Origin of the sequence: Culturomica sp., from assembly GCF_003524185.1 — a bacterium.
GTDB lineage: Bacteria > Bacteroidota > Bacteroidia > Bacteroidales > Marinifilaceae > Culturomica > Culturomica massiliensis.
On record NZ_DOED01000042.1, the window covers coordinates 157,779 to 178,637 of the forward strand.

Below are 20,859 nucleotides of genomic sequence, written 5' to 3' on the forward strand. Positions count from 1 at the left end.
GATGAAGTTTAAATATATTCTTTTAATTTTTTTTCTTTTGTTTATGGGATGTCATTCGGATAAGCGTCCGGATGTCAGTAAGCTCTTAAAAGACAGAAAAATCCTTCGTTTTGACCGGGATGTATTTGCATTGGATAAGGAGCAGCCGGATGTGAAGAAAATGCGGGAGAAATACGGTGCTTTTTTTGAGGTGTATGTTGCCGGTGTATTGCAATTGGGAAATGCAGATGACCCGGAACTTCCCGGATTGTTTTCATTGTTTTTGAAAGATTCGGTCATTAACGAGGTATATGATTCTGTACAGGTAAAATATAAAGATATGTATGAGCAGGAACAGGAATTTTCCCGGGCTTTTGCTTATTACGCCTATTATTTCCCCGACAGTCGGATTCCGCAGTTGTATACTCATATTTCCGGTTTTAATCAATCGGTCATTGTAGACAGTAGCTTTATAGGAATCAGTCTGGATAATTATTTGGGAGAAAATTGTGTTTTTTACCGGATGTTGGCGACTCCTATACCGGCGTATATGCAGAGACGTATGGGGAGAGAAAATATTGTGAAGGATGCCTTATTCGGCTGGTTGTGTACCGAGCTCCCTTTTATTCCCCGGCACAATGATTTGGTAAGCGGGATGTTGTATCAGGGGAAGGTTATTTATTTGTTGGAGAAATTATTGCCGGACTATGCTCCGGAAAGGTTGTTCGATTATACGGCGGAACAGTTGCAATGGTGTAAGGATAATGAGAAGCAGATGTGGGGTTTTCTGGTCGAGAATGAATATTTATTTGGAACAGGACAGATGCTGTTGCGTAAATTTTTGTTTGATGCTCCTTTTACATCGGGAATGCCGGCAGAATCTCCCGGTAAGGCTGTCGTATGGAACGGATACCGGATAATCCGGTCCTATATGAAGAAGCAGGACATTTCTATGGAAGCACTGATGAAAGAACAGGATTACCATAAAATATTGCGGATATCCGGCTATAAACTTTAATTGATCTGAAAGATGGAAAAGAAAGAATTGAGAAAATACATCCGGGAACTGAAGAGGCGGCATACTCCGGAAGAAAAAAGAGAAATGTCTTATCCTTTGTGGAAAAAACTGGAGCAAAACGAGTGTTTCCAGCAGGCTGAGGTGGTGTTGGGATATTGGTCGATGGAGGATGAAGTGTATACCCATGATTTTATTATCGAATGGGCAAAAGAGAAAACGTTTTTATTGCCTTGCGTCCGGGGAGACGAATTGGAATTGCGTTATTTTGATAGTGAAGAAGCCTTGTGTCCCGGGGAAGCATTTGCTATCCCGGAGCCGGTCGGGACTTTGTTTACGGATTTGAGCCTGATAGATTTTGTAATTGTCCCGGGAGTGGCTTTTGATGCCCGGGGAAATCGTTTGGGGCGGGGCAAAGGCTATTACGATCGGATTTTAAAATATTGCCGTGCTTATAAAGCCGGATTGTGTTTTGATTTCCAGTTTGTAGATGAGGTCCCGATAGACGGGAATGATGTCCGGATGGATATTGTCATCCATTAAAAAAGCGACTTGAAAAAGTCGCTTTTTTTATTTTTTCTTAAGCTTGTTTGATGGCTTCCACCGGACAAACTCCGGCACAAGTTCCACAATCGGTACATGCATCCGGATCAATTTGATAATGATCAGCACCCATAGAGATTGCTCCTACCGGGCATTCTCCTTCGCATGTACCACAAGAGATACAATCATCAGATATAACGTAAGCCATTTCTTTTAGGTTTTATTGATTAATAATGGGCAAAAATAAAATCATTATTTGAAAGAAAAAAGGTTTTCGGGGTTTTATTTGTTCCTGCAAAAAACTTTAGGGGTATTTAATTGTTATTAAAGAGTAGAACATCTCTGTTTTTTTTGCGTAAATAAATGACAAATTTTGAGGCTTTTCGGATGACGCAGTATCTTTCCCAATACACACACGCTAATGCTAGTCCGGGAGGCCTCATTTTTTATATCGGCTTATTTCTGTTTTCCAATAATTTTTGTAATTTTGCCACCTGATTTTAAACGGGGAATAATGGAAAATAGTGTGATGGGAAAACAGGCTGGCTTATACCCCCGGAGTTTAGGCCTGTTTTTGAGTAGCACGTAATATGAGTTATTATGCAAGTATTTGAATTAAAAGGAGAAAAGAGAAACGATTTAGGCAAGAAAGCAACAAAAGCTGTAAGAGTAGATGCAAAAGTTCCCTGTGTGCTTTATGGTGGTGGAGAAAATGTACATTTTTCTGTTGTAGAGAAAGATCTTTCTAAATTGTTGTATACTCCGGTGGTATATACGATAAAATTGGATATCAACGGAACTTCTTATAATGCTGTAATGAGAGATATCCAATTTCATCCGGTGACAGATCGTGTATTACACATTGATTTTTTCCAGATTTCTGCTGATAAACCGGTTATAATGGAAATTCCTGTGAAATTGAGAGGTTTTGCAGAGGGTGTTCAAGCCGGTGGTAAATTGGTGCAGGTTATCCGTAAATTGAAGGTAAAAGCACTTCCGGCTGATCTTCCGGGAGAGTTGGATGTTGACGTAACTTCTTTGGGATTGGGTAAATCAATCAAGGTAAAAGAATTGTCTTTCGACAAATTCGAGATTGTAAATGCAAAAGAGGTGGTTGTTGCTCAGGTTAAGATGACAAGAGCTGCAAAAGCCGCAGAAGATAAAAAATAGTTTGAAGTGAAATTATGAAGTATCTTATTGTCGGGTTGGGTAATATCGGCCCCGAATATCAGGATACGCGACATAATATCGGATTTAGTGTGTTGGACGCCTTTGCTGAGGCGTCCAATGCTGTTTTTGAAGATATGCGTTACGGAGCTGTTGCCGAAGTCAAATTGAAAGGACGTTCTTTGGTGTTACTGAAACCGAACACCTATATGAATTTGAGTGGAAAAGCCGTGAGTTATTGGATGCAGCGGGAAAAAATAGCGTTGGAAAACGTGTTGGTAATTGTCGATGATTTGGCATTGCCGTTTGGAACCCTTCGGTTGCGGGGACAAGGTAGTGACGGAGGGCATAATGGCTTGAAAAATATCAATCTGATTCTCGGTACGGATAATTATGCCCGTTTGCGTTTTGGTATCGGGAATGTATTTTCAAAAGGACACCAGATCGACTATGTGCTGGGGACCTGGCATGAAGACGAACAAAAACATTTACCGGCTATGTTGCACCGGTGTGAAGAGATTATCGTTAGCTTTGTATTGCAAGGATTAGGGAAGACGATGACGATGTTTAACGGCAAGGTAATTACGGAATAACAACGGAATCGTAGCACCCTAAAGATTTTTGATTTACGATTTACGACCGGGGGTGCGACCGGTTCCGGCTGGAATTTCAGATTTTAAACTGAAACAGAGCCGGCCTGGAAATTACACACTGGGACGGACTCATTGTGTAATTTTAGATTTATCGGAGCAGGAGTTTTGTTGAGGGGAGTAAATTCTTTTTTAACCGGAGAGGTTGTATTTTTGTAACGATAGAAAGACACGAATCTATAATTTAAGAGGTATGTTAGAGGGAGATCGAGTAAGGATAGACAAATGGCTGTGGGCTGTCCGGATTTTCAAAACAAGGACGTTGGCTGCTGAGGAATGTGCCAAAGGACATGTAAGGATAGGAGATGTGCATGTGAAGGCGTCGAGGGAAGTGAGAGCCGGTGAGATTGTCCGGGTGAGGATGTCTCCTATCGAGCGTCATTTTTTGGTGAAAAAGCTTGCTGATAAACGTATGTCGGCCCAACTGGCAGCAGATTTTGTGGAGGACATTACACCGCAGGAGCAGTTGGACTTGCTGAATGCGGCAAAGGTATGGGGTTTTGAATACCGGGAAAGAGGAAGCGGTCGTCCTACGAAGCGTGACCGCCGGATGATCGACCGGATGAAAAATTGTGATGAGGAGGATTAAATACAAGTATCATGTTAATAGCCAGAGAGAAAAAAAAGAGTAATATTGCCGAATATATATTGTATATGTGGCAGGTGGAGGATATGTTGAGGGGATTGGGCTTGGATATCAACCGGGTAAAGAACGAATTGATCGCTCGTTTTCAGGTGGATGAAAAAACGGCACAGGAAATGTACGACTGGTATGACAATCTGATCGAAATGATGCGGATGGAAAAAGTGGAGCAAGCCGGACATATCCAGGTTTTGAGAAATGATGTGAATGAGTTGACGGAATTACATTTTTTCTTGCTGCATGAGGTTCACGATATGCGTTATCAGCAGATTGTCTCCGGGGCTGCCATGAATCTGGTGGAATTCCGGACAAAAGCAGGGGTCGGGAATGAGGTGTCGGATGTTGAATTGGCATTGAATGCTTTATATGGACATTTGATGCTGCGGTTGCAAAAGAAAGAGGTGTCGGCTCAAACGTTGCAGGCCATGGAAGCCTTTGGTAAAATGATCGGTTATCTGGCTGCCCGGTATAAAAAAATGGAAGAAGAAAACAAATAAGCTTATTATTGTATTTAATAGAATAAACCCATGAAGGCTATATTAATTATTTTAGGGATTATGGTGATCAGCTTGAATTTACAAGCTGTAACCAGTAAAAAAGAATATCAGAAGTCATTCGATAAAGGCGATATTAAAGAGGTTGTGATTTCCAATCAATACGGACAGATTGAAGTCGAGCAAAAAGAGGCGGATCAGATTACCGTTTCAGCCAGTATTGCTGTGACGGCAAAATCCGGTAGTAAAGCCGATGAGCTGATGGAGTATATTGATGTGAAGGACGTCGTGAACGGTGCTTTTTTGAATCTGGAGACGACAATCGGAAAAGACATGACTTTTAAGCAATTGCTGTCGGGAGTCGAGATCGCAATAAATTATAAGGTGATTATTCCGAAAGGAATAAAATTACGTTTGATTAATAAAGAAGGAAACGTATTTGTCGATAATTTTTCCGGAGATTTGATTGTGGATATCAAATCCGGTAATTTTCAGGGAGGCAGTTTGAAAGAAGGAGAATTGCAGATCAATCAATCTGACGGGAGCTTGAGGATAACCGATGTGGATAAACTGAACGGGCAGTTTAAGGGATGCGATATTAAGATCGATAATGCCAATGAGATAAAAATAAGTCCGGATAATTGTACGGGGACACTGGAGTCTGTAACCAGATTGAACATTTCATCCCGTGGCGGAGAGTGGAAGTTGGGACAGATCGAGAGTATGAACGGTAATGCCGGTTCGACGAAATTTGAGATACAGGATATTGGTGACGAGTTGAAGATGGATATGAAATATGGGGAAATTAACGTGCGGAATATCCATTTTAATTTTTCTGCCGTAGAGGTGAAAGGTTCTTATACAAAAGTAGGTCTGACTTTTATGGACGGTGCCGGATATAACCTGGAGCTTAGATATAATAAAGCTTTGAAGAGAATGGATTTACCCCGCAGTCTGAAGCTGACAGAGCAGCCGACATCAGAGAAGAATGTAATTGTGAAAACCGGGTTTGTCGGAGATAAGAAATACAACGGAAAAGTGTTGGTTGATATCAGAAGCGGTAACCTTTATATTCAGTAGACCGTTTGTTACGGCTATAGTGTGCAAGGAATGTCCGGAATTCAGGATACCCGTAAGGTTTGATAAATCTTACGGGTATCTTGTTTCATTTCCGGCTGCTTTTATACGTTCGATTGTTAAAAATGTAACATTTTGTTCTGTATATTTTGGATAATCCATATTTCCTTCTACATTTGTCCCTGTAAAATTGAAAAAATGAGAAAATCTGTATTACATCATAACCATCATCATTGCCATCGCTGTTTTCAGGTGAGATGATGCTCCTGTGCTGTAATCTTAAATAGTATAGTAAGCTCGCCTGAATCAGGCGGGCTTTTTTTATATTCCTTTCTGGTTCAGGTATAGCGTTAAAATCATCCTAACGTTATGACCAATTTAAAAATCGCTGTTCAGAAATCGGGTCGGTTAAGTGAAGACTCCCTGACTTTATTAAAAGAGTGTGGTATTTCTCTCAATGTGGGTAAGGATCAGTTGATAGCTCAGGCTTCTAATTTTCAACTGGAAGTATTGTATCTGAGAAATTCAGACATACCTCAGTATGTACGGGATGGGATTGCCGATATAGCCATTATCGGAGATAATACCGAAAAAGAAAAGAAAACCGGTATTGTTCCTGTTTTGGATTTGGGTTTTTCCCGTTGCCGATTGTCGATAGCAGTGCCCAGGGCTGTTGAGTTCAAAGATTTGTCTTATTTGCAAGGCAAGAAAATAGCAACTTCCTATCCGAATACGTTAAAAGACTTTCTGACGGAGCATGCTATTGAAGCCGAAATACACGAGATTTCCGGTTCTGTCGAAATTGCACCGAATATCGGGTTGTCGGATGCGATTTGTGATGTTGTCAGTACCGGCAGTACACTGGTAAAGAACGGTTTGAAAGAAGTGTATAAGATATTCGAATCTCAGGCCATATTAGCGGCGAATCCAAACCTGGAAACAGAGAAAAAGGATATACTGGATCAGTTGGTGTTTCGGATCAAGGCTGTGTTAGCTTCTAAAAATAGTAAATACATTTTATTGAATACTCCGGAAAAAGTATTGGACGAAGTGTGTGCTTTGTTGCCGGGAATGAAGAGTCCGACAATTATGCCTCTCCGTCAGAAAGGTTGGGTTTCGGTACATTCCGTCGTTCAGGAAAATGAATTTTGGGAAGTGATCGGGAAGTTGAAAGCGGTAGGTGCCGAAGGGATATTGATAATTCCTATCGAAAAAATGATTTTTTAATTTTAATCGGACATATAAAATGAAAACATTGATTAATCCATCTGAAGAGCAATTGGCGGATCTGTTGGTTCGTCCGGGGATAAAAACGGATGATCTGGAAAAAATCGGCCGGGATATCTTTACTGAGGTCGGTAAGACCGGTGATGCGGCTGTGAAAAAATATACCTGGTATTTCGACCGGGTGCATCTGGAAAACTTACGAGTATCACCGGAAGAATTGGACAAGGCAGAGAGCATGATCCGGGAGGAACTGAAAGAGGCTATCCGGCAGGCAGCGGGACATATAGAAGCTTTTCATAACGGACAGAAGATGAAAAAATGCGAATACTTGAACGAAGCCGGATTCCGGTGCTGGATGGAAGTGAGAGGCATCGAGAGTGTCGGTTTATATATTCCGGGAGGAAGCGCTCCTTTGTTTTCGTCGGTATTGATGCAGGCTATTCCGGCCCGCATTGCCGGTTGTCGTAGGATCGTCATGTGTACGCCCCCCGACAGGGAAGGAAACGTTAATCCGGCGATTTTATGGGCAGCTCGTTATTGTGGTGTGACTGAAATATATAAGATCGGAGGGATGCAGGCTATTGCCGCTATGGTATTCGGAACGCAAACCGTACCTAAGGTGTATAAAATTTTCGGACCCGGTAATCAGTATGTGACGGCGGCAAAACAGCTGGCTTTGCAATATGGTGTGGCTATCGATATGCCGGCGGGCCCTTCCGAAGTAATGGTGGTTGCAGACGAGTCGTCCCGGCCCGGATTTGTGGCTGCCGATTTGCTTTCGCAGGCAGAGCACGGGAAGGATAGCCAGGTCATTTTGGTCACTTGCTGTCCGGAAATACTTCCGGATGTAGAGCGGGAACTGGAAAGGCAACTTGCCGTTTTGCCCCGGAGGGAAGTCGCTGTTGCTGCTTTGCAATACGCTAAGTTTGTCGTTATGCCGGATATAGCCGGTTGTATACGGGTCGTAAATGAATATGCCCCGGAGCATTTGATTTTGTGTGTAGCCGATTACAAAAAATACATCCCGGATATACAGAATGCCGGTTCTGTATTTTTGGGTAATTATTCTCCGGAAAGTGCCGGGGACTATGCCTCCGGCACCAATCATACTTTACCGACAGCAGCTTATGCGAAGGCATATAGCGGGATAAATCTGGATGCCTTTATAAAAAAGATCACTTTTCAGGAAATCACGGCTGCCGGGTTGAAGTATCTGGCTCCTGTCATTATGACAATGGCTGAAAATGAACAATTGCTCGCTCATAAAAATGCCGTGAAAGTGAGAATGGAGGATAAATAACAGAAAATCGTATGGAAATAGAGTCTTTAATACGGAAAAATATCCGGGAACTGAAGCCTTATCGCTGTGCCCGGGATGAATATGAGGATATGGATGCTGTCTTTCTGGATGCGAACGAGAGTCCGTTTGAAAACGGATTCAATCGTTATCCGGACCCTTATCAGCGTTGTTTGAAATTTATTCTGGCCGATTTTAAGCAGGTTGCGGCGGAAAATGTGATTCTGGGAAACGGAAGCGATGAGCTGATCGATTTATTGATCCGTTCGCTTTGCCGGCCGGGGATAGACAATATTATTGTTTTTTCTCCGGGCTACACCATGTATGAAGTGTGTGCGGCAATCAACGATGTCGAGGTCCGGAAAATAAATTTAACAGTGAACTTTTTACCGGATTGGCGGAAGGTAGAGCAACAGAGAGATTGTTGCACAAAGATTATTTTTATATGTACGCCGCATAACCCGGTCGGGAATATCATTCCTTTATCCGATATTGAAAATTTATGTAAGGTGTCGGACTGCATGGTTGTCGTAGATGAGGCTTATATCGATTTTACAGATATGCCGTCGGCTATCGGTTTACTGGAACGGTATGAGAATCTGTTTGTTTTACAGACGTTGTCGAAAGCCTGGGGAATGGCCGGGCTACGTTTGGGAATGGGATTTGCGAACGAAAAGCTGATCGCTGTTCTGAATCGGGTGAAGCCACCTTATAATATCGGCGTTTTAGCCCAGCAGACTGCTGTACGGACATTAAAGGACCGGGACGGTTTCCGGAACAACGTTGCTTGTATCCGGAGGGAGAGGGAGCGTCTGTTACAGGCATTTTTGCAATCGGGTATTTTTGAAAAAGTATACCCTTCCGAGGCAAATTTTATACTCGTAACTTCCCCGCAGGCAGATGAGCTATACCGGTTTCTTCTCCGGAATGGGATCGTTACCCGTTTGCGGGATATACCTCCTTTACTGACCGGAGGGATACGGATTACAGTGGGAAACCGTAAGGAAAATGACCGGTTATTGGGTTTGCTGGCTTGCTGGACAAATAAATTATATCCGTCGGAATGAGAAAAAAGATTTTGTTTATCGACCGGGACGGTACGATTATCCGTGAACCGGAAACTGATTTTCAGGTAGATGAGTTGAGTAAATTCTGTTTTTTCCCGGGTGTTATCGGAGCTTTGCGGAAGATAGCAGAGAAAACCGATTATCGTTTGGTATTGGTGACGAATCAGGACGGTTTGGGAACAGGTCGCTTTCCCGTAGAAACTTTCTGGCCTTTACAACAATTGATGGAAAGAACCCTGGAGGGAGAAGGCATTGTCTTCGATGAGATATTAATCGATTCGAGTTTACCCGAAGAATATTCTTTTGGCCGTAAGCCGGGTATCGGACTGGTTGAAAAATATCTCAATGAGAACCTGGACTATGAGAATTCTTATGTAATAGGGGATCGTTTAACCGATATGCAATTGGCTGCCAATATGGGGTTGAAAGGAATATATTTAGGCATGCAGGATTGGAAGGATTTGCCCGTCGTATATGTATCCCGGGATTGGAATATGATTTATGCTTTTTTGAAGCAACGGAGCCGTCGGGTTGAACGAGTGCGTAAAACGGAGGAAACAGACGTCCGGATCAGTTTGAATCTGGAGGGGAGCGGGAGAGGTAAGGTACATACCGGAATCGCTTTTTTCGATCATATGTTGTTACAGGTTGCCCGGCACGGTGGTGTGGATTTGGAGATAGAGGTCAGGGGTGATCTGGAAGTAGATGAGCACCATACGATAGAAGATACGGGGTTGGTTTTGGGCGAATGTTTTAGGACGGCTTTAGGAAGCAAGAAAGGAATCGAGCGTTATGGCTTTGCTTTGCCGATGGATGATTCGAAGACGGAAGTGTTACTGGATTTTGGAGGCCGAATGTATTTGAAATGGGAGGTGGAATTCAGCCGGGAATATGTGGGGGATTGTCCGACGGAAATGATCCGGCATTTTTTTGCCTCATTTTGTCAGGGGTGTATGTGTAATTTACATGTGAAAGCTGATGGTGAGAATACACATCATTTGATTGAAAGTATATTTAAGGCATTTGCCCGGAGTGTGCGTGCCGCTGTGCGGCAGACGGGGATAACGGTGCCTTCCTCAAAAGGTATGATATGAAAATAGTGATTATCGATTATGGTGCCGGGAATGTATTTTCGGTACAAAGGGCTGTAGAACGCCTGGGATACGAGGTGCTTCTGTCGCGGGACCCTATGGTTGTACAGTCTGCTGACCGGGTGATTTTTCCGGGAGTAGGACAGGCTTCTGTTGCCATGAAGCGATTGAGGGATTGTAGTTTGGATCAGGTTATACCGGAGTTGAAAGTACCTGTTCTGGGCATCTGTTTAGGTATGCAATTGATGTGCAGATATACGGAAGAAGGAGATACAGCCGGATTGAACATTTTTCCATTGGATGTTTTGCAGATCAGGGGAATGCAAAAGATTCCTCATATAGGATGGAATACTATAGATGAATTGAAGTCCGGTTTGTTTACCGGTTGCCAATCCGAAGAATGGATGTATTTCGTGCATTCCTATTATGTCCCGGATAATGGGTACCGGATAGCGGTCTGTAATTATCAATGCCGTTTTGCGGCTGCCATTCGAAAAGAGAATTTTTATGGCTGTCAGTTTCATCCGGAAAAATCTTCACGAACGGGTGAAATGGTGTTACGGAATTTTATTTGTGGATATTGAATGTTTGAATTTATAAAAGATAGAAAATGGATATTATACCTGCGATAGATATTATAAATGGAAAATGTGTTCGCCTGACAAAGGGCAACTACAGTCAGTGTAAGATATATGCCGAAGATCCGTTGGAAGTTGCTTTGCGTTTTGAAGCTGCCGGCTGTAAGCGTTTGCATCTGGTCGATCTGGACGGGGCGAAATCGTCGGGGGTTATACATGAGGCTGTTTTGGCTAAAATTTGTAGACAAACCGGATTGATTGTCGATTTCGGAGGGGGTGTTAAGTCTGATACGGATATCAGAAAGGTTTTCGATGCCGGGGCAGCTTTTGTCTGTATCGGCAGTCTGGCACAATCCGCACGGGAGCAGGTGTGTCAATGGCTGGCCCGTTATGGCGGAGAGCGCCTGATAATAGGGGCGGATGTCTGGAATCAAAAGGTGTGCATCAACGGTTGGAAAAAAGTGACGGATACGACAGTATATCAGTTGGTCGATTTTTATGAAGGGCAACTGAAGTATCTGATGTGCACAGATATCACCAAAGACGGAACGCTGGAAGGTGCCTCGCTTGACTTGTACCGCGAGTTGAGAAAGAAATATCCGGTATTGAAGCTGATCGCTTCCGGTGGAGTATCGCGGATGGCTGATTTGGCCGGGTTGGAGGAGCTGGGGATGTATGGGGCAATTGTAGGAAAGGCAATCTATGAAAACCGGATCAAATTGGAAGAATTGTTCGGTAATTGATGTCTGATGTCCGGAGGTTGGCGGACAACCGGGTTTTACAGATTGTAAGTCGGTGTGAAATTTTTGAGAATGATTATTTGAGGATTACTAAAAGATCAGCATATGTTGGCGAAACGTATCATTCCGTGTCTGGATGTTTTGAACGGAAGGACAGTGAAAGGGATAAATTTTTTGGATTTGAAAGATGCCGGAGACATTAGCGATCTGGCATCCCGTTATTCGGAAGCGGGTGCAGACGAATTGGTGTTTTTGGATATCACGGCAAGTAGTGAGGTCCGGAAAACACAGTCTGTCTGGGTCGGGTGTGTTGCTGCCGCCGTCAATATCCCTTTTACGGTGGGCGGAGGTATTACAACAGAAAAAGATGTCGAATTTTTATTGAAAAAGGGAGCGGACAAAATATCGGTGAATTCGGCTGCTTTGCGATGTCCGGAATTAATCGGACGGTTGTCTTACAATTTTGGGAAGCAATGTGTCGTTGTGGCAATAGATGCCCGGGAAGAGGATGGGGTTTGGCAGGTGTATGGCAAAGGAGGACGGGAAAAAAACGGAAAAGAACTTTTCAGTTGGGCACAGGAAGCGGAAGAACGGGGGGCAGGTGAGATCTTGTTTACTGCAATGAGTCAGGACGGAACCCGGCGCGGATTTGCCTGTAAAACTTTGGCCCGGCTTACCGGAAAACTCGGCATTCCGGTTATTGCTTCGGGGGGAGCGGGAAAACTGGCCGATTTTTACGAGGTTTTCGATACCGGAAAAGCGGATGCCGCTTTAGCTGCAGGTGTATTCCATTATGGAGAATTGACTGTTGGTGAAGTTAAGGAGTATCTGGAGGGGAAAGGAATACCGGTGAGGATGTGATTTAATGGTAGTTTTTGGATTTTAAATTAAAAGATAAGCTCGTGGAAAAATGACACAATGAGTCCGTCCCCGTGTGTCATTTCACGAGTCAGTGCGTATTTTAAATGAATGAAAATGGATATAGACAGTTTGAAATTTGATGAAAAAGGATTGATTCCTGCTATCATACAGGATATAAATACACAGGTTGTATTGATGCAGGCTTATATGAACCGGGATTCGCTGCTAAAAACGATAGAATCCGGTAAAGTTTGTTTTTTCAGCCGTTCCCGGCAGCGATTGTGGGTAAAGGGAGAAAAAAGCGGGCATTATCTGTATTTAAAAGAGATAAGGTCCGATTGTGACAAAGATGCGTTGTTGGTAAAAGTAGCTCCGGCAGGACCGGTATGTCATACCGGAAAGGATACCTGTTGGGGGGAAACCAACCGGCACTCCGGTTTCCTTTTTTATTTGCAGGAATATCTGAAGATACGAAAAGAAGAATCTCCGGAAGAATCCTATACGGCACGTTTAATTTCCAAAGGAATAAATAAGGTCGCTCAAAAAGTAGGAGAGGAGGCTGTGGAGTTAGTGATAGAAGCGAAGGATGACCGGGAAGATCTGTTTTTGAATGAAGCCGCCGATTTGATGTATCATTATTTGGTTTTATTAATTGCAAAAGGATACGGTCTGGAGCAAGTCATAGATGTATTGAAAGGCAGGCATAAAACAGAAAAGTAGATGTGTCGGATGAAAAATCCCCGCATGGTATGGTGCGGGGATTTTTTATCAGCTATTGAGGGCTTTCCACAATGTATCTTTTAGCTCGGTGATACCGGTTCCGGCAACGGAGGATATGAAAACATAAGGAATTTTCGGAAGGTCTTTTTCAATCTCTTCGATCAGTTCCTGGTCTGCGTAATCACATTTGGTGATTGCGAGGATTCTTTTTTTATCCAGTAATTCCGGGTTGTATTCCCGTAATTCGTTCAGCAGGATTTTGTATTCGGCATGAATGTCATTTGAGTCGACGGCGACCATGAACAAAAGCACGGAATTACGCTCGATGTGACGAAGGAATCTGATTCCTAATCCTTTGCCGAGATGAGCCCCTTCAATGATACCGGGAATATCGGCCATGACAAAAGATTTACCATCCCTGTAGGATACGATACCCAGATTGGGAACCAGAGTGGTAAAGGGGTAATTGGCTATTTCCGGTTTTGCGGCAGAAACAACAGATAACAAGGTCGATTTTCCGGCATTGGGGAGTCCTACCAAACCGACATCGGCCAGTACTTTTAATTCCAGGATGACGGTACGTTCTACCCGGGGATCTCCGGGTTGTGCGTAACGGGGAGTCTGGTTGGTGGCGGATTTGAAGTTCCAGTTACCGAGTCCGCCGCGTCCTCCTTTTACGAGGATGACCTGTTCCTGGTCCTGAGTGACTTCACATATGACTTCTCCGGTGTCGGCATCTTTGGCAACGGTACCCAGAGGTACATCGATAATCTTGTCCTCTCCGTCGGCTCCTGTACAGCGGGATTCACTACCGCTTTCTCCGTCGCCGGCAAATACGTGACGTTGGTATTTCAGGTGGATAAGGGTCCAGTAGTTCCGGTTGCCCCGAAGTATTACATGGCCTCCGCGTCCTCCGTCTCCACCGTCGGGACCGCCTTTTGCGGTGAGTTTATCCCGGTGTAAATGTGCAGAACCTTTTCCTCCCGCTCCGCCGCGGCAGAATATTTTTACATAGTCGATGAAATTCGTTGAAGCCATATAGGTATTGTGATTAATTTAAAATGAAATCGGTCACGGAAATGAGATTAAGCGTGATTTGCCGGTTGGTCGTCCAGAATGTATAAATCCGGTAAATTGCGTCCCAAATCGTCATAGTCGAGGCCCCGTCCTACAACAAAGTCATTTTCCAGAGATAATGCGTAATAATCCACCGGAATTTTGCAAACCAGGGCTTTGGGTTTATAGAACATGGTCGCTACGACAATTTTTTTCGGATGGCGGGCAGCCAGCAGATCCAGCAAATAAGCCATCGAATTTCCCGAATCGATCATGTCTTCCAGGATAACGATTGTTCTGCCTTCGATGTTTTTATTGAAGCCGATTAATTCCCGGACTTTTCCTGTAGAGCAAGTGCCGGCATAAGAAGCTATTTTGATAAAACAGATTTCAGTTCCGGGAATAGTAATCTGTTTGATCAGGTCAGAAGTAAACATAAATGAGCCGTTGAGTACACTTAGAAATAACGGTTTTTCTCCTTCCAGATCCCGATTTAATTTTTGTGCAAGTTCTTGTATGGCCGAATCTATAACAGAAGCTTCAAGAAGCAATCTGAATTCTTTGTCGTGTAATTTTATTTTTTTCATTGTATATTACTGTTTATGACCCGGAGAATCTAACGATCTCTTTTTTGTTTACGTTACATTTTTATTTACTTTGCACAAAAGTACAATTTTGAATTTAATATATGATAAAATGACACCGAAAGTAAGTATTATTATGGGAAGTACTTCGGATTTGCCTGTCATGGAGAAGGCAGCGAAGGTATTGGATGATTTTTGTATTCCGTTTGAAATAAATGCCTTATCTGCACATCGGACTCCGGCAGAAGTGGAATCTTTTGCTACGAATGCGGCAGGCAGAGGTATCGAGGTCATTATCGCCGGAGCCGGAATGGCAGCACATCTGCCCGGGGTTATTGCTGCGATGACTCCGGTACCGGTTATTGGTGTGCCGATTAAAGCTTCAATGGAAGGTATGGATGCCTTGCTGGCTATTGTACAGATGCCTCCGGGGATACCTGTGGCGACGGTGGCTATCAATGGGGCAATGAATGCCGGAATACTGGCAACACAGATCTTAGCCGTAGGAGATATTGAGCTGAAGAAGAAAGTTGTGGCTTACAAGGAATCATTGAAAAAGAAAATTGTGGATGCGAATAAAGAATTGGCAGAAGTAAAATATACTTATAAGACCAACTGATTTTATTTATTTCCAAAAATAATTAAATAAACGTTACCGCTCATGTCCTTAAATTTTGTAAATTTGAGGATATGAGATGTTTGTTTGTGTTAATATTCTTAACGGCAGCAAATATCCAGGCACAGGTGCAGGACGCTGCTACGCCCTTTTCCGGAATGGCTGATGTCGACTGTGCTTCTTTTTCCCCGTGGTGTGTTTTTTCAAATCAAGCCGGAATCTCCCGGACAGACCGGATTGCAGTCGGTGTTTCCTATCGGCAGGTATTGGGATTACATGAACTCAGTATAAAGTCGCTGTTTGCCCTCTTACCTACCCGATGGGGTGTGCCGGCTATTACTTATTCACATTTCGGTTATGAAAAATACAATGAACAACTCATCGGACTGGCATACGGACGTCGTTTGGGACGTTTCCTGAATATAGGGGTAAAAATCGATTATTTATATTCATTTGTAGCTAAGCAGCCGCAGGTCCGCCAGGCTTTTTTTTTCGAGACAGGTATTCTGATTGCTTTACCTGAAAATATCTTATGTGGCTTACATGTTTATAATCCCGGGGATATCGCCCGGTTGACGGCTCCGGAACAATTGTATGTAGCGGAAGCCTATGCTATTGCGGTTTCCTGGCAACCGGACAGTATGTTTTTGTTGGCTATGCAATCGGACCGGATTGATGGGGTCTGGTATTTTTCGGTGGGGACTGCATTTACCTATAATAATTTACTGACTTTTCGTGGTGGACTGAAAAACAGATACAATAAGATTTATGCGGGAGTCGGTTGTTTGTTGGATTTTATGGAGCTGACTCTGGATTACAATACACATCCTCAGCGGGGGAATACGCTTGGTATCAGTTTATGCGGTAAGTTTTGAACAATGAAACGGTTGTTTTTTATCGGATTTATTTTGCTGGGTACAATCGGTTTATTGTATCCACAGGAACTTACTGACATTGAAGAGTTGCTGGAATCGAATGATATCCGGCCTTCGGAAGAAGGCTATGAAGAGATGGTTTCTGGTTTACTTCAGTTGCAGGCTTCTCCGCTCGATATCAATACGGCTGATTTCGATTCATTGAAGATGTTGTTTTTTCTTTCCGACAATCAGATTGATAATATACTGGCATTTCGCAGAAAATACGGGGTCTTTCTCGCTTTGGAGGAATTGCTGTTGGTGGGCGGTATCGGGAAAAGGGATTTGACCAATATCCGGCCTTTTGTCCGGATAGGAGATGTATCCGTAAGGGATAGGGTAAGGGCTGTCAAAAAAACGATGTCCCATGAAATTGTCGCACAAAGTAAGCTTGCCTGGCCGTTTCAGGAAGGGTATAAAGTTTATTCGCCCCGGAATTTTAAAACAGAAGCACAATACCGGAAAAAACTGGATAGTCGTTTCAGGGGCATACCGTTGGGAACATTCGTAAAATATAAGATGAAAATAGGAAAACATTTACAGGGGGGAGTTACGTTGGAGAATGATCCGGGGGAAGCCTATTTTACGCGTTATCAAAAGACCGGATTCGATTTCTTTTCTTTTCATTTATATGCTACTGCCGGCGGAAGAATTCGTACGCTGGCTTTGGGGGATTACCGGATACAGTGGGGACAGGGGCTTTTGGTCTGGAGTGGTTTTACATCGGGAAAATCGGCATTGGCATTGGGAAATGAGAAGTCGGCACGGGGGATTGCTCCGTATACTTCTACCGATGAGAATAATTACCTGCGGGGTATGGCCGTCGCTTTAAAGCCATGGCAAGATGTGACGGCAGAATTGTTTTTCTCTTATAAAAGGACAGACGGAACCATTTTAGAAATGGATAGTCTTACCGATGATGATGTACTTACTGCGGCATTGTACCGTTCCGGGTATCACCGGAATAAGAACGAATGTGAAAAAAAGAATGTATTGAAGGAATTGACGACAGGGGCTTCGGTACGTTGGAATACTCCTTTGTTGCGGTTTGGGGTGAATGCGCTGTATTATGATTTCAATCCGGAAATCGAAATCGGAGATAAAGTATATCGCCGGTATCATGATACCGGCAATCGCCGTTTTTTAATCAGTGCCGATTATAAAACGGGATGGGGAAATATATATTTGTTCGGAGAGACGGCTTATGCAGCCCGGAGAGGTTGGGCTACGGTGAACGGATTGCGTTTCAGCGGTAGCAGTAAAGTGGCTTTATGTGCCTTATACCGCCGGTATGATAAGAAGTATGTATCGCATTATGCGGGCGGATTTGGCGAATATTCGAATACTTCGAATGAAGAAGGCATATATCTGGGGGCGGATTTAACTCTTTTCCCTAATCTGAAGATCAATGCTTATTACGATTGGTTTCATTTTTTCAGTCCGCGTTACAATGCCTTTATGCCGGGATACGGGCAGGAGACATCGGTTGTTGTAAGCTATACCTGTTCCGTTTTCGGACATCTTTTTCGTTATAAGCGGGAAAAAAAGCCGGAGGATAGAAAAGGTGCGGTATTGGGATCGGTTCTTCGCCGGAAAGAAGAGTTCCGCTATCAGTTTACCTCCCGGATAAACCGGCAATGGGAACTCCGCTCCCGGTTTGATCTTTCTTTATATGAGAAAGGGGGGCGGAAGGAGAGTGGATATATGATTTATCAGGATGTGGTTTATACGGCAGCTTCTCCGAAATTCAAAGGGTATTTCCGGGTCGCTTATTTTGATACGGATTCTTATTATTCCAGGATATATACTTATGAGAATACGGTTTTGTACGGTTATTCTTTTCCTGCTTATTTCGACCGGGGGATACGTACTTATGTGAATTTAAACTGGAAACCTTTTTCTACGGTGACGCTTTATTTGAAGTCCGGTATGACTTATTACCCGGACCGGGAATATTTAGGTTCTTCGGTAACTAAGGTAGAAGACAATAAACTTTTTGATGTAATTGTGCAATTGCGTGTAAAATTGTAGACTCACGATTGAAGAACGAATCGAAATTGTAGGTCTGTAAATCTGAAATTATTTGACAAACCGATTCGTTATCGGATTTATTTGATCTGAAATCTGCATTTATTTTTGATTTATCATTTATGACACCTCTTTTTGCAGGGGAGGATATGGGTATAATCGTAAATCTAAAATCAAAAATCTGAAATCTAAAATTTTAAACCTGGGTTATTTCTTTTTGAGAAGGCTCTGTATTTCTTCATCGGACAATTTTTTCACGTTTGTGATGATCATATTTTCGTGTAGAAAATTTCCGTATAGGTTGCATTCCTCGACAATGCCCGAAAATAATATTTTCAGGTCTGCATTCAGCGGTATGAGAACGGTAAATGTGGAGTAACCGGTTGAAAAATGAATCTGTTCCAGTTCCCCTTTTAAAGGAGATAAGGCTGCTTCTGTCTCGTTGCGGACGATTTTTTGCTGGAATTCCTCCAGGGAATTCTCTTTTTGCCGGTTTAAAAACACGCAAAAATAACGCAACAGGTTGCCTCGTCCACCCAATCCCGTAGAAATAAAAATTTCAGGATCTTCGAGAAGATTGGATTGGATAAGCATCCGTGACTGTTGAAGAGCTACCGTTGCCCAGGATTTTAGCGGAGTGTCCTGTTTCGAAAAATTTTCGATAGCCCGGTAAATGGAGATGTCGTCCAGTGTCGCCAGGACGGTGAGCATTTCTTTTTTTTGTTTCTCCGGTATATTTTCGTCGAATAATTGGTTGATGTTTTCTGTATACTTTTTACAGAGTTGCTTGAATTTCCGGGGCTTTTCGGTTATGGAATGAGCAAGGTTGAAGTATTCCCGTTGAATTTCGATGTCTATTTCCTCTTCCAGGACATTTAAATGAGCACCGTTTTTCGATAATAACTCATTTATTTCGTTCCATTGTTCTGTGTTCTTGTCCATTCTATCTGTTTATGCTACAAATTTAAAGCATTTCTGTGTGAATAAAAATAGTAGGAACAATTCCCGGAGGTTTTGTCCTTATTATTTCCATAAACAGTCCGGAGTATTGCATAAAAAAAGCTGCCCTCAGAGCAGCTCTTTTTATATCTTGAAAAGATTAAGCTTTGTGTCTGTGTTCGTCAGATACAGTTAACTTTTTTCTTCCTTTAGCTCTTCTTTTAGCTAATACAGCTCTACCGCTTGCAGTAGACATTCTTTCCCTGAAACCATGTTTGTTTCTTCTCTTTCTGTTAGATGGTTGAAATGTACGTTTCATTGCACTTATTTTTTGAATATTATTTTCAAACTTCGGACTGCAAAAGTATGGATTTTTTTGATTACTACAAAGAAATGCTATTTTTTTTAAGGGAGAAAAAGCAGGTGTTTTTATTTATTTTTTGAAACTTTTTTTTTCTTTTCACGTATAATGGGGTAATTGCGAGTCAAATGATAAATTATTTTGATTGATTAAATCAAGGAGGATAAAGCTATTATGAGGCAATTGAAGATCGTCAAACAGATTACCGAAAGAGAATCTTATTCCATCGACAAGTATTTACAGGAGATAGGTAAGATTCGTGCAATTTCGCCCGACGAAGAAGTGGTTTTAGCTAAGCAGATCAAGGCTGGTAACAGGCAAGCCCGGGAGAAGTTGGTGTTGAGTAATCTGCGCTTTGTTGTATCTGTTGCCAAGCAATATCAGAATCACGGTCTGACTTTGGGTGATTTAATCAACGAAGGGAATTTGGGATTGATGAAGGCGGCCGAATGTTTTGACGAAACAAAAGGATTCAAGTTTATTTCATATGCGGTATGGTGGATACGGCAGTCTATTTTACAAGCTATTGCAGAAAATTCCCGTCTGATTCGTTTGCCTCTCAATAAAATCAGTACCATTAATAAAGTAAACAGATATTATACTTTACTGGAACAGGAGTATCAGCGGGAGCCTACGGCGGAAGAAATTGCCGAAAAAATGGATATTTCCGCGGAAGATGTAAAAGAAAACATGAAGATTGCTGTTAAGCCGTTGTCTATGGATGCTCCGTTGACAACCGGAGAAGAAACGATTAATCTGTACGATATTTACATCGCCGGTGATAATGTTATGCCTGCGCCGGAAACCGCTTTGATTCAGGATTCTTTGAAAAAGGATATCGAACGTTCGTTGTCTATGCTGAATGAGCGTGAGGCAACGATTGTCAGTATGTATTACGGCTTAAACGGTAAGCCGGGTATGTCTTTGGAGGAAATCGGAGAAATACTGAAACTGACCAGTGAACGGGTACGTCAGGTGAAATCGAAGGCCTTGCGTAAGTTGAAAGAAAACGGAGGAATTCGCCGGTTGAAAACTTATCTTTAGTTATTTATTTTTAATTTGTTGTATTATTTGTTGCATAAATATTCCTAAAAGAGGTCGAAAGACCTCTTTTTTATTTGATATTGTATAAAATCGGATTATTTTTGCAAATGTATGTCGGATCGGTAGAAAATATATTGAAAGCCGGTGTGATGAAGAAATAACGGAGAA

At 42.6% G+C, this 20,859-nt stretch carries 24 protein-coding genes; 19 read left to right on the forward strand and 5 right to left on the reverse strand.

The annotated features are described in order from the left end of the window. Position 1 precedes the first annotated feature (1 nt). On the forward strand, positions 2 to 997 hold the full coding sequence (gene gldB / locus DD657_RS14475) for a gliding motility lipoprotein GldB (protein WP_287050597.1): 996 nt from the start codon (positions 2 to 4) through the stop codon (positions 995 to 997). Positions 998 to 1,009: 12 nt separating this feature from the next. Then, positions 1,010 to 1,537 (forward strand): 5-formyltetrahydrofolate cyclo-ligase, encoded by a 528-nt coding sequence (locus DD657_RS14480; RefSeq protein ID WP_287050599.1) that lies wholly within the window; start codon positions 1,010 to 1,012, stop codon positions 1,535 to 1,537. A 37-nt stretch (positions 1,538 to 1,574) separates the two neighbouring features. On the opposite strand, the gene fdxA is transcribed toward DD657_RS14480, so the two are convergent. After that, positions 1,575 to 1,745, reverse strand: coding sequence for a 4Fe-4S ferredoxin (gene fdxA / locus DD657_RS14485; RefSeq protein ID WP_021988186.1), 171 nt, complete (start codon positions 1,743 to 1,745; stop codon positions 1,575 to 1,577). 392 nt (positions 1,746 to 2,137) lie between these two features. Here fdxA and DD657_RS14490 point away from each other — a divergent pair, with 392 nt between their 5' ends. The 13 genes from DD657_RS14490 (at position 2,138) to hisIE (ending at position 13,149) form a co-directional block, all read left to right on the forward strand. Then, positions 2,138 to 2,707 carry a 50S ribosomal protein L25/general stress protein Ctc gene (locus DD657_RS14490; RefSeq protein ID WP_021988187.1) on the forward strand — a complete coding sequence of 190 codons (570 nt, stop codon included), beginning with the start codon at positions 2,138 to 2,140 and terminating at the stop codon, positions 2,705 to 2,707. A 14-nt stretch (positions 2,708 to 2,721) separates the two neighbouring features. Further along, positions 2,722 to 3,297, forward strand: a complete 576-nt coding sequence (pth, locus tag DD657_RS14495) for an aminoacyl-tRNA hydrolase (protein WP_021988188.1) — start codon at positions 2,722 to 2,724, stop codon at positions 3,295 to 3,297. A 250-nt stretch (positions 3,298 to 3,547) separates the two neighbouring features. Then, positions 3,548 to 3,943: an RNA-binding S4 domain-containing protein gene (locus DD657_RS14500; protein ID WP_021988189.1), complete on the forward strand. Its 396-nt coding sequence runs from the start codon at positions 3,548 to 3,550 to the stop codon at positions 3,941 to 3,943. A gap of 11 nt (positions 3,944 to 3,954) precedes the next feature. Continuing rightward, positions 3,955 to 4,494, forward strand: coding sequence for a DUF4924 family protein (locus DD657_RS14505; protein ID WP_021988190.1), 540 nt, complete (start codon positions 3,955 to 3,957; stop codon positions 4,492 to 4,494). Positions 4,495 to 4,524: 30 nt separating this feature from the next. Beyond that, on the forward strand, positions 4,525 to 5,571 hold the full coding sequence (locus DD657_RS14510) for a hypothetical protein (protein WP_287050601.1): 1,047 nt from the start codon (positions 4,525 to 4,527) through the stop codon (positions 5,569 to 5,571). 366 nt (positions 5,572 to 5,937) lie between these two features. Further along, on the forward strand, positions 5,938 to 6,795 hold the full coding sequence (hisG, locus tag DD657_RS14515) for an ATP phosphoribosyltransferase (RefSeq protein ID WP_287050602.1): 858 nt from the start codon (positions 5,938 to 5,940) through the stop codon (positions 6,793 to 6,795). A 19-nt stretch (positions 6,796 to 6,814) separates the two neighbouring features. Beyond that, positions 6,815 to 8,095 (forward strand): histidinol dehydrogenase, encoded by a 1,281-nt coding sequence (gene hisD, locus DD657_RS14520; RefSeq protein ID WP_287050603.1) that lies wholly within the window; start codon positions 6,815 to 6,817, stop codon positions 8,093 to 8,095. Positions 8,096 to 8,106: 11 nt separating this feature from the next. Next, entirely contained in the window at positions 8,107 to 9,159 is a 1,053-nt protein-coding gene (gene hisC, locus DD657_RS14525; protein ID WP_287050605.1) for a histidinol-phosphate transaminase, read from the forward strand. After that, positions 9,156 to 10,253: a bifunctional histidinol-phosphatase/imidazoleglycerol-phosphate dehydratase HisB gene (gene hisB / locus DD657_RS14530; protein ID WP_287050606.1), complete on the forward strand. Its 1,098-nt coding sequence runs from the start codon at positions 9,156 to 9,158 to the stop codon at positions 10,251 to 10,253. Before hisC ends, hisB begins: the two co-directional genes overlap by 4 nt. Next, on the forward strand, positions 10,250 to 10,834 hold the full coding sequence (hisH, locus tag DD657_RS14535) for an imidazole glycerol phosphate synthase subunit HisH (protein WP_287050608.1): 585 nt from the start codon (positions 10,250 to 10,252) through the stop codon (positions 10,832 to 10,834). Before hisB ends, hisH begins: the two co-directional genes overlap by 4 nt. Positions 10,835 to 10,860: 26 nt before the next feature. Continuing rightward, positions 10,861 to 11,571: a 1-(5-phosphoribosyl)-5-[(5-phosphoribosylamino)methylideneamino]imidazole-4-carboxamide isomerase gene (locus DD657_RS14540; protein WP_287050610.1), complete on the forward strand. Its 711-nt coding sequence runs from the start codon at positions 10,861 to 10,863 to the stop codon at positions 11,569 to 11,571. A gap of 102 nt (positions 11,572 to 11,673) precedes the next feature. After that, positions 11,674 to 12,429: an imidazole glycerol phosphate synthase subunit HisF gene (hisF, locus tag DD657_RS14545; RefSeq protein WP_287050612.1), complete on the forward strand. Its 756-nt coding sequence runs from the start codon at positions 11,674 to 11,676 to the stop codon at positions 12,427 to 12,429. A 114-nt stretch (positions 12,430 to 12,543) separates the two neighbouring features. Next, entirely contained in the window at positions 12,544 to 13,149 is a 606-nt protein-coding gene (hisIE, locus tag DD657_RS14550) for a bifunctional phosphoribosyl-AMP cyclohydrolase/phosphoribosyl-ATP diphosphatase HisIE (RefSeq protein ID WP_068692251.1), read from the forward strand. A 48-nt stretch (positions 13,150 to 13,197) separates the two neighbouring features. Here hisIE and obgE read toward each other — a convergent pair whose 3' ends face one another. Both obgE and DD657_RS14560 read right to left on the reverse strand, forming a co-directional pair. Beyond that, positions 13,198 to 14,187 (reverse strand): GTPase ObgE, encoded by a 990-nt coding sequence (gene obgE, locus DD657_RS14555; RefSeq protein ID WP_021988200.1) that lies wholly within the window; start codon positions 14,185 to 14,187, stop codon positions 13,198 to 13,200. 47 nt (positions 14,188 to 14,234) lie between these two features. Then, positions 14,235 to 14,792, reverse strand: a complete 558-nt coding sequence (locus DD657_RS14560; protein WP_287050617.1) for a phosphoribosyltransferase — start codon at positions 14,790 to 14,792, stop codon at positions 14,235 to 14,237. Positions 14,793 to 14,901: 109 nt separating this feature from the next. On the opposite strand from DD657_RS14560, the gene purE reads away from it, so the two are divergent. The 3 genes from purE (at position 14,902) to DD657_RS14575 (ending at position 18,350) form a co-directional block, all read left to right on the forward strand. Next, the gene (gene purE, locus DD657_RS14565) at positions 14,902 to 15,408 is read left to right on the forward strand and encodes a 5-(carboxyamino)imidazole ribonucleotide mutase (RefSeq protein WP_021988202.1); all 507 of its coding nucleotides are present in this window, start codon (positions 14,902 to 14,904) and stop codon (positions 15,406 to 15,408) included. Between the two features lie 71 nt (positions 15,409 to 15,479). Beyond that, positions 15,480 to 16,280 carry a hypothetical protein gene (locus DD657_RS14570; RefSeq protein ID WP_021988203.1) on the forward strand — a complete coding sequence of 267 codons (801 nt, stop codon included), beginning with the start codon at positions 15,480 to 15,482 and terminating at the stop codon, positions 16,278 to 16,280. 3 nt (positions 16,281 to 16,283) lie between these two features. Then, positions 16,284 to 18,350 carry a helix-hairpin-helix domain-containing protein gene (locus DD657_RS14575; RefSeq protein WP_287050620.1) on the forward strand — a complete coding sequence of 689 codons (2,067 nt, stop codon included), beginning with the start codon at positions 16,284 to 16,286 and terminating at the stop codon, positions 18,348 to 18,350. Between the two features lie 204 nt (positions 18,351 to 18,554). Here DD657_RS14575 and DD657_RS14580 read toward each other — a convergent pair whose 3' ends face one another. Together DD657_RS14580 and rpmH are read right to left on the reverse strand one after the other, a co-directional pair. Beyond that, positions 18,555 to 19,289, reverse strand: coding sequence for a hypothetical protein (locus DD657_RS14580; protein ID WP_287050622.1), 735 nt, complete (start codon positions 19,287 to 19,289; stop codon positions 18,555 to 18,557). 157 nt (positions 19,290 to 19,446) lie between these two features. After that, positions 19,447 to 19,605: a 50S ribosomal protein L34 gene (gene rpmH / locus DD657_RS14585; protein WP_074042463.1), complete on the reverse strand. Its 159-nt coding sequence runs from the start codon at positions 19,603 to 19,605 to the stop codon at positions 19,447 to 19,449. 216 nt (positions 19,606 to 19,821) lie between these two features. Between rpmH and DD657_RS14590 the strand changes: the two genes are divergently transcribed. Beyond that, positions 19,822 to 20,691, forward strand: a complete 870-nt coding sequence (locus tag DD657_RS14590) for a sigma-70 family RNA polymerase sigma factor (RefSeq protein WP_021988206.1) — start codon at positions 19,822 to 19,824, stop codon at positions 20,689 to 20,691. Positions 20,692 to 20,859 lie beyond the last annotated feature (168 nt).